Annotated in this window: 12 protein-coding genes; 5 read left to right on the top strand and 7 right to left on the bottom strand. The window is 68.8% G+C overall.

The genetic code is table 11. The features are described from left to right. Positions 1-17: 17 nt before the first annotated feature. Both AC1HFH_RS01055 and AC1HFH_RS01050 read left to right on the top strand, forming a co-directional pair. The gene (locus AC1HFH_RS01055; RefSeq protein WP_480245553.1) at positions 18-2870 is read left to right on the top strand and encodes an FAD-binding and (Fe-S)-binding domain-containing protein; all 2853 of its coding nucleotides are present in this window, start codon (positions 18-20) and stop codon (positions 2868-2870) included. A 256-nt stretch (positions 2871-3126) separates the two neighbouring features. Then, positions 3127-4059 carry a DNA-3-methyladenine glycosylase family protein gene (locus tag AC1HFH_RS01050; protein ID WP_480245552.1) on the top strand — a complete coding sequence of 311 codons (933 nt, stop codon included), beginning with the start codon at positions 3127-3129 and terminating at the stop codon, positions 4057-4059. On the opposite strand, the gene AC1HFH_RS01045 is transcribed toward AC1HFH_RS01050, so the two are convergent. After that, positions 4056-4262 (bottom strand): hypothetical protein, encoded by a 207-nt coding sequence (locus AC1HFH_RS01045; protein WP_480245551.1) that lies wholly within the window; start codon positions 4260-4262, stop codon positions 4056-4058. The two genes, AC1HFH_RS01050 and AC1HFH_RS01045, sit on opposite strands and share 4 nt — an antisense overlap. A gap of 253 nt (positions 4263-4515) precedes the next feature. On the opposite strand from AC1HFH_RS01045, the gene AC1HFH_RS01040 reads away from it, so the two are divergent. Further along, the gene (locus AC1HFH_RS01040) at positions 4516-4713 is read left to right on the top strand and encodes a DUF397 domain-containing protein (RefSeq protein ID WP_480245550.1); all 198 of its coding nucleotides are present in this window, start codon (positions 4516-4518) and stop codon (positions 4711-4713) included. 139 nt (positions 4714-4852) lie between these two features. Then, positions 4853-4975, top strand: coding sequence for a hypothetical protein (locus AC1HFH_RS01035; RefSeq protein ID WP_480245549.1), 123 nt, complete (start codon positions 4853-4855; stop codon positions 4973-4975). A 3-nt stretch (positions 4976-4978) separates the two neighbouring features. Here the strand turns inward: AC1HFH_RS01035 and AC1HFH_RS01030 are convergent, their stop codons facing one another. Genes AC1HFH_RS01030 through AC1HFH_RS01020 form a run of 3 tightly spaced genes read right to left on the bottom strand, consistent with a single transcriptional unit; the run spans position 4979 to position 8522 of the window. Next, entirely contained in the window at positions 4979-5725 is a 747-nt protein-coding gene (locus AC1HFH_RS01030) for a succinate dehydrogenase/fumarate reductase iron-sulfur subunit (protein ID WP_480245548.1), read from the bottom strand. 1 nt (position 5726) lies between these two features. Continuing rightward, the gene (locus tag AC1HFH_RS01025) at positions 5727-7685 is read right to left on the bottom strand and encodes a fumarate reductase/succinate dehydrogenase flavoprotein subunit (protein ID WP_480245547.1); all 1959 of its coding nucleotides are present in this window, start codon (positions 7683-7685) and stop codon (positions 5727-5729) included. Positions 7686-7700: 15 nt separating this feature from the next. Next, complete coding sequence (locus AC1HFH_RS01020; protein ID WP_480245546.1) at positions 7701-8522, bottom strand: hypothetical protein; 822 nt, start codon at positions 8520-8522, stop codon at positions 7701-7703. A gap of 392 nt (positions 8523-8914) precedes the next feature. Between AC1HFH_RS01020 and AC1HFH_RS01015 the strand changes: the two genes are divergently transcribed. Next, positions 8915-10090: a thiolase family protein gene (locus AC1HFH_RS01015; protein WP_480245545.1), complete on the top strand. Its 1176-nt coding sequence runs from the start codon at positions 8915-8917 to the stop codon at positions 10088-10090. Between the two features lie 53 nt (positions 10091-10143). Here AC1HFH_RS01015 and AC1HFH_RS01010 read toward each other — a convergent pair whose 3' ends face one another. The 3 genes from AC1HFH_RS01010 to AC1HFH_RS01000 form a co-directional block, all read right to left on the bottom strand. Continuing rightward, a complete protein-coding gene (locus AC1HFH_RS01010; RefSeq protein WP_480245544.1) occupies positions 10144-10434 on the bottom strand; it encodes a hypothetical protein in 291 nt (96 codons plus the stop codon). Positions 10435-10556: 122 nt separating this feature from the next. Beyond that, positions 10557-11516, bottom strand: a complete 960-nt coding sequence (locus AC1HFH_RS01005) for an alpha/beta fold hydrolase (RefSeq protein WP_480245543.1) — start codon at positions 11514-11516, stop codon at positions 10557-10559. 312 nt (positions 11517-11828) lie between these two features. After that, positions 11829-13010: an AAA family ATPase gene (locus tag AC1HFH_RS01000; RefSeq protein WP_480245542.1), complete on the bottom strand. Its 1182-nt coding sequence runs from the start codon at positions 13008-13010 to the stop codon at positions 11829-11831. Between the last annotated feature and the right edge of the window lie 64 nt (positions 13011-13074).

Here is a 13074-nt window from a genome sequence, read left to right as displayed (position 1 = left end):
TCCCCTACGCTGGGCAGGTGACCGAGGATCGCAGGATCGAGGCGCTGCGCAGCCGAATCGCCGGCCAGGTCGACGACTCGCCGCGCCGGCGCGCCGAATACTCCTCGGATGCCTCCAACTACCGGGTGCCGCCCGCCGCGGTCGTCTTCCCGCGCTCCGACGACGATGTCGGCCGCACCCTGGCCTTCGCTCGCGAACACGGGCTGGCGGTCACCGCACGCGGGGGCGGCACCTCGGTGGCCGGGAACGCGATCGGTCCCGGGTTGGTGCTCGACTTCAGCCGGCATCTGAACCGGATTCTCGACTTCGATCCGGAACGGCGCGTGGCACGCGTCCAGCCGGGGGTCGTACTCGCCGCACTGCAACAGCAGGCCCGGCAGCACGGACTGCGGTTCGGCCCGGATCCGTCCACCCAGAACCGCTGCACGCTGGGCGGCATGATCGGCAACAACGCGTGCGGCCCGCATGCCCTCGCCTGGGGCCGTACCGCCGATACGGTGCGTCGGCTGCGAATCCTCGACGGGACCGGTGCCGAGCGGATCCTGGCCGACGACCTCGCCGTGATTCCGGGGCTGCCGGAGTTCACCCGGGCCCGGCTGGCCGTGCTGCGCACCGAACTCGGCCGCTTCGCGCGGCAGGCCTCCGGATACGGACTGGAACATCTGCTGCCGGAACACGGTTCCTCGGTCGCCAAGGCATTCGTGGGTACCGAGGGAACCTGCGGGCTGCTGCTGGATGCCGAGGTGTCGCTCACCCCACTACCCGGTGCGACGGTGCTCACCGTGCTCGGCTACCCCGATATCGCCACGGCCGCCGATGATGTCGCCGCGGTACTGTCCGCGGCGCCGGTTGCGGTGGAGGGGATCGACGCGGGTCTGGTCGATGTCGTGCGCGCGCACCGCGGCACCGTGCCGGAGCTGCCGCGGGGGCGGGGCTGGTTGTTCGTCGAGACTGCCGGGGACACCCCGGGCGAGGCGCGCGCCGCCGCGGATCGATTGTGCCGCACGGCGAATGCGATCGATCATCGCATCGTCACCGACCCGGCGGCGACTGCCGCGCTGTGGCGGATCCGCGCCGATGGGGCCGGTCTCGCGGGCCGCACCCCGGCCGGTGCCCCGGCGTGGCCGGGCTGGGAGGATGCCGCCGTGCCACCGGATCGCCTGGGTGCCTATCTGCGCGAATACGACGAACTGGTCGGCGAATACGGGCTGACCGGGCTGCTGTACGGGCATATCGGCGACGGCTGTATCCATGTGCGCCTGGACTTCCCGATCATCGACGCACCAGCGCGTTTCCGCGCATTCCTGTTCGATGCCGCCGAACTGGTGGTCCGGCACGGTGGTTCGCTGTCCGGTGAGCACGGGGACGGGCGGGCCCGTTCGGAACTGCTCGATGTCATGTACCCGGCGCCGGTACGGCAGGCGTTCGCCGAGTACAAGGGCCTGTTCGATCCGGGGGACGTACTGAATCCGGGTGTGCTGGTCGCTCCCCGCCCCGTCGATGCCGATCTGCGCGTTGCGCAGTTGCCGGCGGTCCCGTCCGCGGGCGGGTTCGCCCTGCTCGCCGACGGTGGTGACCTGGGGACGGCGGTGCATCGGTGCGTCGGCGTCGGTAAGTGCCGGGCCGATACCGGTGCTGCCGGTGGCTTCATGTGCCCGTCGTATCTCGCCACGGCCGACGAGAAGGACACCACCCGCGGCCGGGCCCGGGTACTGCAGGAAGTGGTGCGCGGCGAATTGGACCGGCGGGCACCGGCGGTCGCCGAATCCCTGGATCTGTGCCTGTCCTGCAAGGCCTGCGGATCGGACTGCCCGGCGGGTGTCGACATGGCCACCTACAAGGCGGAGGTGCTGTATCGGAAGTACCGGGGCAGGCCGCGGCCGATCGACCATTACACCCTGGGCCGGCTACCGCTTTGGCTGGCTCTCGCGAGTCCGCTTGCCCGCCCGGTGAACGCGCTCGCGCGACGTGACCGGCTCCGGCGTTTCGGGCTGCGCGCGGCCGGGATGGATCCCCGCCGGGCGGTGCCGCCGCTGGCCCCGCACAGCTTCCGCCGGATCTGGCGGTCGATCGGCGGCAATGCGCGTTCGGCCCCGCTTCCGGAAGCGCTGCGCGACGCGGGCCTCGATCATCACCTGCCCGACCGCGAAGCCGGTCCGCCGCGCGGCGAGGTGGTGCTGTGGCCGGACACCTTCACCGACCACTTCGATCCCGATATCGCCCTGGCGGCCACCCATCTGCTCGAAACACTCGGCTACCGGGTGCGCATCCCCGATCGCCGGGTGTGCTGCGGCCTGACCTGGATCAGCACCGGGCAGCTCGACGGTGCCCGGGCCCGGCTGCGCACCACCCTGGCGGCGCTCGCCGATGATGTCGCGACCGGCGTTCCGGTGCTCGGCCTGGAACCCTCCTGCACCGCGGCACTGCGCGCCGATCTACCCGAACTGCTCCCGGACGATTCCCGGGCCCGGCCGACCGCCGCGGCCGTGCGCACCCTTGCCGAGTTCCTCACCGAGCAGCCCGACTGGCAACCGCCACCCCGCCCCGGTGATCGGGTGCTGGTCCAGCCGCATTGCCACCAGCATGCGGTACTCGACAATGCCGCCGACCGCCGAATCCTCACCGCCATGGACGTCACCGTGACGGAACTGGCCGGATGCTGCGGCCTGGCCGGCAACTTCGGCATGCAACGCGGCCACTACGACATCTCGGTCGCCGTAGCCGAACACGCCCTGCTCCCGGCACTACGGGACGACCCGGCCGCGCTATTCCTGGCCGACGGCTTCTCCTGCCGAACTCAAGCCCAGCAGCTGGCGGGCCGCCCCGGCCGGCACCTGGCTCAGTACCTCCTGGATGCATCGACCGGGTAGCCCGTATCCGGCGGGCGGCGCGGCCGGGGGAGTCGGTGATCAGCTGCCGTGTGGCAGGGTGCCCGGTTCGATGTGGTAGCCGGAGCTGCCGGCGAAGACACTGCCGAGGACGTCGAGTAGCCAGTTGAGAACGGTGGTGATCACGGTGCCTCCATCGGGGTAGGGGCCGGCGGGTGGCCGGTTCTGCTGGTTATCGGCGGTTGGGAGCCGACTGTTACGGAATGATAACGGCCACCGATCCGGCACAATGGGCGGGATGAATACGCAGGTGGCGAGTGCGGGGCGGACCCGGGTGGTGCGGTCACCTCGGCCGCTCGATCTCGTCGCCACGATCTCGCCACTGCGGAGAGGTCAGGGCGACCCCTGTCACCGGGTGACCGCGGACGGTGCGCACTGGCGGGCCACCCGGATGTCCAGTGGTCCGGTCACGTACCGGTTGTGCCGGGACGGGCCGGACGGCGCCGAGGCCACCGCCTGGGGTGCGGGCGCCGAAGAGTTCCTCGACGGCCTCCGCCACATGCTGTGCCTCGACGAGAACCTCGACGACTTCGCCCCGGCGCATCCGCTGCTGGTCGAGGCGCACCGCCGCGGACCCGGTCTGCGGATGCTGCGTACCGGGCGGGTCTTCGAGGCACTGGTACCCGCGGTGCTGGAACAGAAGGTGCATACCGTTTCTTCCTGGGCAGCCTGGCGGACCCTGGTGCGCAGTTTCGGCACGCCGGCGCCCGGCCCGGCCCCGGACGGCTTACTGCTGGCTCCGGACGCCGAGGGCTGGCGGCGGATCCCGTCCTGGCGATACCACCGCGCGAACGTCGGCCCGGACCGCGCCCGGACCATCGTGCAGGCCGCCCGGGTGGCGGATTCGCTGGAACGCACCGCACAGTTGCCGCCCGCCGAGGCGGCCCGCCGCCTGCGTACGGTTCCCGGCATCGGCGAATGGACCGCGGCCGAGATCGCCCAGCGTGCCTTCGGTGACGCCGATGCCCTCTCGGTCGGCGATTTCCACCTCGCTGCCGTGGTCGGCTGGACCCTGCTCGGCCGGCCGATCGACGACGCCGAGATGGTCGCCTATCTGGAACCGCTACGGCCACACCGCTACCGTGCGGTGCGGCTGCTGGAGTTGGCCGGCCTGGCCCGCAAACCGAAATTCGGTCCCCGGACCCCGATCACCGACCACAGCCGCCGCTAGTCGATCGCGCGCGGATCGAGCACGTACCGGCCGGACTCGACCAGGACCGCGCGAGCCGCCCGCCGGACCCGGCACCGGTCGACCGTGCATTCGATGTGGAGCTGCATTGCGGCATGGGCTCGGCCGATGCTGAGAATGCCGGGATCGTCGTCGCAGCCGAGCAGCGCCGCCGTCAGTTGCCTGTTGACATCGCTGAGTTGCATACCATCCAGCACATCACAACGGATGCCGGTCTACCGGCGGATCTGCGACATTGTCCGGATTCCGGCGAACTCTCAGCAAGAAGTCGCAGGATGGCGGACGATAGCGGGCGTGTGTTCGCAACCGGGGTTGACGGCGCTTCCGGTGACTCTGCTGGTGCAATGGACCCGGCCGGCACCAGGCGGGATACAGGCTGTCCGGACATTCGATCGAGGACACGGCTGCCGTGGGCAGCGATACGAAGGGTGTTGTGGAATGAGCGACTTGTCGGCAGCCACCTGGCTGCGATCCGGTACCGCCGAATCCGGAAACGTGCAGGTGGCGCTGCTGCCGGATGGGCGGGTGGCGTTGCGTGACGGCAAGGATCCGGCCGGTTCGGTGCTGGTCTTCACCCCGGCCGAGTGGGCGGCCTTCACCGCGGGAGTCCAGGACGGTGAGTTCGACCTGGGCTGATTCGCTCGACCGCATTCCCCTGTGACGGATGTTTATCGTTTTGTGTCCTGGGTATTCCTGGGACATGGACCGAGGGTTGAGGAGGACCACACCCCGGTACCGGAGGACGGCGCCTCGTGACGGGGTGGAGCGGCTGATCGTGGCTTTGCTGTTCGGCGCGGCCACGGTGGGTATCTACGTGCTGACCGGATCGTTGCTGTCGGCGCTGTTCGTCGGACTGCTGGTGTGGCTGGTGGCGCTGGGCGCCATTGCCGTGTTGTGACGTTCAGCGTCGGAAAAGCTTGTTGCCCAACCAGACCAGTGGATCGTACTTGCGGTCGGCGACCTGCTCCTTGAGCGGGATCAGGGCATTGTCGGTGATCTTGATGCCCTCCGGGCACACCTCGGTACAGCATTTGGTGATGTTGCAGTAGCCGAGGCCTTCCCGGTCCTGGGCGAGGTCGCGGCGGTCGGCGGTATCGAGCGGGTGCATCTCCAGTTCGGCGATGCGCATCAGGTATCGCGGCCCCGCGAATGCCTCCTTGTTCTCCTCATGGTCCCGCACCACGTGACAGGTGTTCTGGCACAGGAAGCATTCGATGCACTTGCGGAACTCCTGGGAGCGCTCGACATCGACCTGCTGCATCCGGAACTCGCCCGGTGCGAGATCGGCCGGCGGAGTGAACGACGGTATCTCGCGGGCCTTCGCGTAGTTGAACGAGACGTCGGTGACCAGGTCCCGGATGATCGGGAAGGTGCGCATCGGGGTCACCGTGATCACCTCGTCGGGCGCATAGGTCGACATCCGGGTCATGCACAGCAGCCGAGGTCGTCCGTTCACCTCGGCCGAGCACGAACCGCATTTGCCCGCTTTGCAATTCCACCGAACCGCGAGGTCGGGGGCCTCGGTCGCCTGCAACCGGTGGATGATGTCGAGGACCACCTCGCCCTCGTTCACTTCGACGGTGAAATCGCACAGCTCACCGCCGTCGGCGTCGCCGCGCCAGATTCGGAACCGGCCGTCGTATCCCATGTCACGCCTCCTGTCCGGCCGACCCCGGAGCTGCCGGATGGGCAGCGAGTTCGCCCGGCGTGTAGTACTTTTCGAGTTCGCCGAGTTCGAACAGCGCCAGCAGTTCCACCGGCATCGGCGTCTGTTCGGCCGGGGTCACCGTTACCGTCGGTACCGGATCTGCGGCGGTCGTCCCGTCGACGGCGCATACCAGCAGCGTATGCCGCCAGTCCGGGTCCATCGCCGGATGATCGTCGCGGGTGTGCCCGCCCCGGCTTTCGGTGCGCTGCAGGGCGGCTTCGGCGACACACTCACTGACCAGCAGCATATTGGCCAGATCCAGGGCCAGATGCCAGCCCGGGTTGAACTGCCGATGTCCTTCCACCGCCACTCGCCGGTAGCGCTGCCGCAGGTCGGCCAATTTCTCGATGGCGCGGCGGATCTCCGGTTCCGAGCGGATGATGCCGACCAGATCGTTCATCGTCTGCTGCAACTCGGTGTGCAAGGTATACGGATTCTCGGTGTGCGACTGCTCGTCCCCGGCCGAGTCTTCGGCGGCCGGGTCGAACGGCGCCAGGGCCCGGCGGGCCGCGGTCGCGATATCGTCCTCGGTGACCGTGGGCCGGGTGCCCAGCCCCTGCACGTAGGCGGCGGCCCCGAGTCCGGCGCGGCGGCCGAAGACCAGCAGGTCGGACAGGGAATTGCCGCCGAGCCGGTTGGAACCGTGCATCCCGCCCGCACATTCACCCGCCGCGAACAGGCCCGGGACGACGGCCGCACCGGTATCCGGCTCCACCTCGATGCCACCCATCACGTAGTGACAGGTCGGCCCGACCTCCATCGGCTCGGCGGTGATGTCCACATCGGCGAGTTCCTTGAACTGGTGATGCATCGAGGGCAGCCGGCGAACGATCTCCTCGGCCGGCATCCGCGACGCGATATCGAGGTATACGCCACCGTGTTCGGTGCCCCGCCCGGCCTTGACCTCGGCGTTGATCGCGCGGGCCACCTCGTCGCGGGGGAGCAGGTCGGGGGTGCGGCGGGCGGAGTCGTTGTCGCGCAGCCACTGATCGGCCTCGTCCTCGGATTCGGCGTACTGGCCCTTGAACACCGCGGGGATGTAGTCGAACATGAACCGCTTGCCCTCGGTGTTCTTCAGCACCCCGCCGTCGCCGCGCACCCCTTCCGTGACCAGGATGCCCTTGACGCTCGGCGGCCACACCATCCCGGTCGGGTGGAACTGCAGGAATTCCATGTTGATCAGGGTGGCGCCGGCTCGCAGGGCCAGTGCGTGCCCGTCGCCGGTGTACTCCCAGGAATTCGAGGTCACCTTGTACGATTTGCCGACGCCACCGGTGGCCAGCACTACGGCCGGCGTCTCGAACAGGACGAACCGGCCCGATTCCCGCCAGTAGCCGAACGCACCGGCGATCCGGTCGTTGTCGGTGAGCAGGTCGGTGATGGTGCATTCGGCGAACACCTTGATCCGCGCCTCGTAGTCGCCGGTCTCCGCGTGATCCTCCTGTTGCAGCGCAACGATCTTCTGCTGCATGGTGCGGATCAGTTCCAGCCCGGTGCGGTCGCCCACGTGGGCCAGCCGGGGATAGGTGTGCCCGCCGAAATTGCGCTGGCTGATCCGGCCGTCGGCGGTGCGATCGAACAGGGCGCCATAGGATTCCAGCTCCCACACCCGGTCGGCTGCTTCCCGGGCGTGCAGTTCGGCCATTCGCCAGTTGTTCAGGAACTTGCCGCCGCGCATGGTGTCCTTGAAATGGGTCTGCCAGGTGTCCTTCTCGTTGGCATTACCCATCGACGCCGCGCAGCCGCCCTCGGCCATCACCGTATGTGCCTTGCCGAACAGCGATTTGCACACCACCGCCACCGACAGGCCGCGCTCCCGCGCTTCGATCACCGCACGTAGCCCGGCGCCACCCGCCCCGATCACCACCACGTCGTAGTTGTGTCGTTCCACTTCTGGCATCTGTAACTTTTCCGATCAGTCGACGAAACGCAGGTCCGAGAGGGTGCCACTGGCCACCAGCATCACGTAGAAGTCCGTGAGGACCAGAGTGCCGAGGGTGATCCAGGCGAGCGCCATATGCCGGGTGTTGAGTTTCGACACCAGTGTCCACAGCCGATACCGCACCGGATGCGCCGAGAAATGCTTCAACCGGCCGCCGGTGATGTGCCGGCAGGAATGGCAGGACAGCGTGTATGCCCACAGCAGGGTCACATTGCCCAGCAGCACGATATTGCCCAGACCGAACCCGAATCCGCCGCTGCTGCCGTGGAATGCGTAGATGGCGTCGTAGGTGTTGATCGCCGCGACCAGTGCCGCGATGTAGAAGAAGTACCGATGGCTGTTCTGGATCAGCAGTGGCAGCCGGGATTCGCCGGAGTAGTGCTCGTGCGGTTCGGCGACGGCACAGGCCGGCGGGGAGAGCCAGAACGACCGGTAGTAGGCCTTGCGGTAGTAGTAGCAGGTCAGCCGGAACCCGAGCAGGAACGGCAATACCAGGAAGCCGAGCGGAATCCAGATCGGCAGCTCGCCGATCGGGGTGCCGAAATGCGAGGAGCCCGGCACGCAGGAGTCGCTCAGGCACGGTGAATAGAACGGGCTCAGATAGTGGTATTCCGCCGACCAGTAGGCGGTGCGGACGAAGGATCGGAACGTCGCGTATACCACGAAGGCGGTCAGCCCCACGACCGTGACCACCGGTGGGAGCCACCACCGGTCGGTACGTAGGGTGCGCGCGCCGATGCGGGCCCGGGTCCTGCTGAATACGCCCGATTCGGGGGCGGTCGTTGCGGCACTCACGGTATCGATGCCTCGCTGCTCAGCCCTGCGGCGGGCCGTTGATGACTCGCCGCGATGGAATGTGACCTACAGCACCATACGCTCAGGGGTGCGCAGTCCGAGTCGGGTCCCGGTCGAATTCTCCCGGCATCGGAGGAGTGAATTCGATCACAGTCGACTCCGGTGCGGCCGTACCGGAACTGCCGGGCAACCTGTGGTAAATGGGCGAATCGCACCGTGGCCGAAGATCTTCACCGAGGTCGGGGCATACGAGCGCGCCGATCGATTTCGGATGAGTCGTCACCTGTCACGCGGCGGCAACATTGCTGTGGTCCCCTTTTTCCGGAATGCCCCCCGGCCGCGCCTGCCTGCGTTCGTTTCGGTGCCGGCCGGTGGGCGGGAGCGAGGCGAGGATGAGAAGAGCCGCGATCGTGGCACCGGTCCGGACCCCGACCGGAGTCGCCGGCGGGGCCCTGTCCGGGATGCCGGCGGACTGGCTGGCCGGTACCGCGCTCGGCGCTGTGGTCGCACGGTCGGGGGTCGACCCGGCGGCGATCGACGACGTCGTCCTGGCCTGCCCGGACGACGGCCCGGGCGCCGGACCCGCCTGGTGCGAGCGTGCTGTCCGGAGTGCCGGATTGCCGGTCCCCGCGCCGGCATTCCGATCCGGCAGGCACCGCGGCAGCGGCCTGCAGACGGTGTTGACGGCCGCGATGATGGTGCAGACCGGGGCGGCCGATGCGGTGGTTGCGGGCGGCGTCGAGCACGCGACCGGACCGGCGGCCGACACGGCGGCCCTGCGTCACGTCGAGGCGCTGGCCCGGTATTTCGGAATCGACCGGGATGCGGCCGACGGGTTCGCGGCGGCCAGCCACCGCAAGGCCGCGCGGGCTTGGCGGCAGGGTCGGTTCGCGGGGGAGGTGGTGCCGGTGGGGGTCGCCGCCGGACCGGTCGATCATCGGATCCGCCGGGACGAGGACGTCGACGACGAGCTGTCCATCGGTTCACTCGCCCGGTTGCCCGCGTTGCTCCCGGAGGGGGTGGTGACGTCCGGCAACATGGGCGCCCACCGGTACGGGGCAGCGGCCTGCCTGGTGGTGGCCGAGAGCCGGCTGGACGAGCTGGGGTTGACGCCGATTGCGTTCCTGGCCGGTTGGGCGAGTGCAGCGCGTACCGCCGAGCATCCCGAACCGGGTGCCGGGCCGGCGGTGGCCAAGGTTCTCGCTCGTGCCGGGTGCGCGCTGGACGATATCGATCTGCTGGAGATCGACGAGGCCTATGCGGTGGAGGCGTTGGCGCTGGCCCGCGTCTGGGGGATCGACCCGGTGGACCGGCTGAATGTGAACGGTTCGACGATCGCGCTGGGGCATCCGGCCGGCGCGACCGGACTGCGGATCATGACGACGATGCTGCACGAGCTGGAGCGCACGGGCGGCGGCTATGCCCTGGAGGCTGTGGCATCGGGGCCGGAGCACGGGATCGCGGCACTGTTCGAATCCCCGGACGGCGCCGTGCCGGTGGTGGCGCCGCGTGGTGCACGTTTCCACGGTGCCCGGCCGAATCGCCGGCCCGGCCGGCATCGCGCCTGATCGGCGATGGTGCACAGGGGCCCGCCGGGATCGGCGAGCCCCTGCGGCGGGTACTACTTCGTTCGGGGTCGGGAGTGGAAGCCGAGGCCTTCGTCCTGGGCGCCCATCCAGGCGGACTCATCGGATTTGCTGTCCGGGACGTAGATCGTCTCGGCGGATCGTGACCGCTCGACTTCGGGGGGTGGGGTCTGCTCGAACTCCTCGGAGTCGATGACGAGTCGTTCCAGGTCGTTCTCCAGGCGGCGGATTACGGGCGCTTCCCCGTAATGCGTACGCAGTGCGCCGATGCACTGACGGAGTTGCCCGACGGTGAAGCGTAGTTCAGCGATGTCGCTGCGTGTCATGGGGACCTCCTGGGCGTGTGACTGACCACACATGGTGATCTACACCACAGTAACCGAACTTTGTCGACGCGGCTCGTGGTTGCCGTGAATGCGGCAAGTTGCCCATCGATAGCTGTGCGCGATCACGCCGTGACCCCCAGGCCCGGGCCGGGCAGGTCGGCACCGACGCGCCGGAGCAGGCCGGACACCGACTGGGCGACCTCCTCGGCCCGCTCCAGGATCACGCTGTGCCCGGCGCCCTCGATGCGGACCAGCTCCGCGCCGGGTAGTTGGGAGGCCAGGGCCACCGAGTGGGCGAAGGGCACCAGCAGATCGGCCGAACCGGCCAGCACCAGCGCGGGCAGTGCGCCCAGCCGGGCCAGGTTGGTGGATTCGTCGAAGCTCAGCAGTGAGGCGAGGAAGCCGGACATGGTCAGCAGTGGTGCGTCGTTGTGGATCGCGCTGGCGAGCGCGGCCAGTCGCCGGCCCATCCATCGAGTGCTGCCGGTGGTGGTCCGGGCGGGTGGTGCCAGCAGGCGCCGGGACAGCCGCTGGGACCAGCGGACCATACGCGGCGCGTGCAGTACCGCCCGGTGCAGTGAGGTGGCCGCCCGGAGATTGAGCAGCCGGGCCGCACCGGCTTCGGAGATGCCGCCGGCGGCTCCGGCGATCAGCCCGATCCCGGCCACCCGGGCGCCGACGGTGCCGGGGAACAGGCGCAGGTAGGCGAGCACCACCATGGCGCCCATCGAATGTCCGATCAGCACCACCGGCCCCTCCGGTGCCAGGGTGTGCAACACCGTGTGCAGGTCCCGGCCGAGCTGGTCGATGGTGTAGGTGGCGTGGTCGGCGCGACCGGATGCACCGTGCCCGCGCTGGTCGTAGCAGATGGTCCGGATTCCGCCGCGATGTTGTCGCCGCAGGTGTTCCTGTAGGGCGAGCCAGGATTCGGCGTGCAGGCAGTGGCCGTGGACGAGGACCACGGTCGGCCCGGCGTCGGTGCGGCCGGACACCCGGACTGCGAGCGGCACGCCGTCGTCGGTGGTGACGGTCACCCGGCGGTCGTCGGTTTCGGCGCTGCCCGGGGCGAAGGACGGCAACATGGGAACCTCCGGAAGCGGGATGGTCCTGCCCGGTTTTCGTAGGGACTTGCCGGTGCGTTAACCCGGCATTCCTGCCGTTACGGCTCCGATGCGCAACCGAATCCGGGCGGGCATCGTCCGGCGAGTGCAGCTGTCTCTTCCGGTATCTCGGCTGGGCGCTAGATTCGGTTAGAGAGTCCGATCGGCCCGTGATCAGGAGAATCTAATGCACTCTAGATTTGATCCTAGATTGATTTAGATCGACCTCGGGAAGTGGCCGTATCGGTATTCTCAGGCTGTCTGTTCTGTCGAATAGACAGCTGTAGACAGCTGTCAGACGCTGCGGAGGTAGCGTCCGAAATGCGGCACGGTGAAGCCGATGGTGCCGCGTTCTGCCGAGAAGATCAGGCCCTTCTTGATCAACCCGTCCCGGGCCGGCGACAGCGAGGCCGGCTTTCGGCCCAGTTCGGCGGCCACCGCCGCGGTCGCCACCGGTCCGTCGTCACCGGCCAGATCCGCCATCGCCCGCATGTACTCCCGCTCGGCGGGGGTGGCTCGCTCGTATCGGGAACCGAAGAAGCCGACCGCCAGTTCCTCCTCGGCGGTCGGCGCGGCCACCGCGACATCCTCGGTGGTGATCGGGCTCGCCGGCGCCTGGTCCCAGGTGGCCTTGCCGTAGGCCTGGACGAAGTACGGATAGCCGTCCGCCCGGCGATAGAGCGCGTCCAGGGCGTCGGGGGTGAAATCGACCTCCTCCCGGGCGGCCGGGGCGAGCAGCGCCTGATCCGCCGAATCCCGGTCCAGCCGGTCGATTCGGTGATAACTGAACAGTCGCTCGGAGTAGCTCTTGGAGGCCGACAGGACCGCCGGCAGGTGTGGCAGGCCCGCGCCGACCACGATGAGCGGTGCGCCGTCCTGGCTCAGTTCATGGCACGCGCCGCAGATCGCCGAGATATCGGCCGGCCCCAGATCCTGCATCTCGTCGATGAACAGAGCGACACCCACCCCGATATCGGCGGCCAGGGTGGCGGCCTCCTTGAACAGCTCGATCAGATCGATCTCGATATCCCCGGAATCGGCACGGCCGGTGACCGCCGGGACGTCGATGCCAGGTTGCCAGCGTTCCCGCATTCCCTTGTCGGCGGTGGCGCGCAGCGCGAATGCCTTGAGGATGCCGAGAAAGTCGTCCACCTGCTCGGGATTGCGGTGCGCGGTGGCGATCGCCCGGCTCGCCATGTGCAGGGCCGAGGACAGCGGGCGACGCAGGTCCTGATCGGGCCGGGCCTCGATCTTGCCGGTGCCCCAGCCGCGCGCGATTGCCGCCGACCGCAGTTGGTTCAGCAGTACGGTCTTGCCGACGCCGCGCAGCCCGGTGAGCATCACGCTGCGTTCCGGCCGGCCCCGGGCGATCCGCTCCAGCACGATGTCGAACGCCGCCAGTTGTCGGTCGCGCCCGGCCAGCTCGGGAGGACGTTGTCCGGCGCCGGGAGCATACGGGTTGCGCACGGGGTCCATGCCGGAGAACCGTAGCGCGTCATCGGATCCGATTCTCGGCATCTCTGCGATGTGTCCTAGATAC

This window comes from Nocardia sp. KT25-26, from assembly GCF_056627695.1.
The sequence above is the reverse complement of the archived record's forward strand: the minus strand, read 5'-3'. Positions and strand labels throughout refer to the sequence as shown.

Excerpts from the sequence above, each read along its gene's own strand:
- AC1HFH_RS01050 (WP_480245552.1), top strand. The coding sequence starts at position 3,127 with ATGAATACGCAGGTGGCGAGTGCGGGGCGGACCCGGGTGGTGCGGTCA.
- AC1HFH_RS01045 (WP_480245551.1), bottom strand. The coding sequence starts at position 4,262 with ATGCAACTCAGCGATGTCAACAGGCAACTGACGGCGGCGCTGCTCGGC.
- AC1HFH_RS01040 (WP_480245550.1), top strand. The coding sequence starts at position 4,516 with ATGAGCGACTTGTCGGCAGCCACCTGGCTGCGATCCGGTACCGCCGAA.
- AC1HFH_RS01030 (WP_480245548.1), bottom strand. The coding sequence starts at position 5,725 with ATGGGATACGACGGCCGGTTCCGAATCTGGCGCGGCGACGCCGACGGC.
- AC1HFH_RS01025 (WP_480245547.1), bottom strand. The coding sequence starts at position 7,685 with ATGCCAGAAGTGGAACGACACAACTACGACGTGGTGGTGATCGGGGCG.
- AC1HFH_RS01015 (WP_480245545.1), top strand. The coding sequence starts at position 8,915 with ATGAGAAGAGCCGCGATCGTGGCACCGGTCCGGACCCCGACCGGAGTC.
- AC1HFH_RS01010 (WP_480245544.1), bottom strand. The coding sequence starts at position 10,434 with ATGACACGCAGCGACATCGCTGAACTACGCTTCACCGTCGGGCAACTC.
- AC1HFH_RS01005 (WP_480245543.1), bottom strand. The coding sequence starts at position 11,516 with ATGTTGCCGTCCTTCGCCCCGGGCAGCGCCGAAACCGACGACCGCCGG.
- AC1HFH_RS01000 (WP_480245542.1), bottom strand. The coding sequence starts at position 13,010 with ATGGACCCCGTGCGCAACCCGTATGCTCCCGGCGCCGGACAACGTCCT.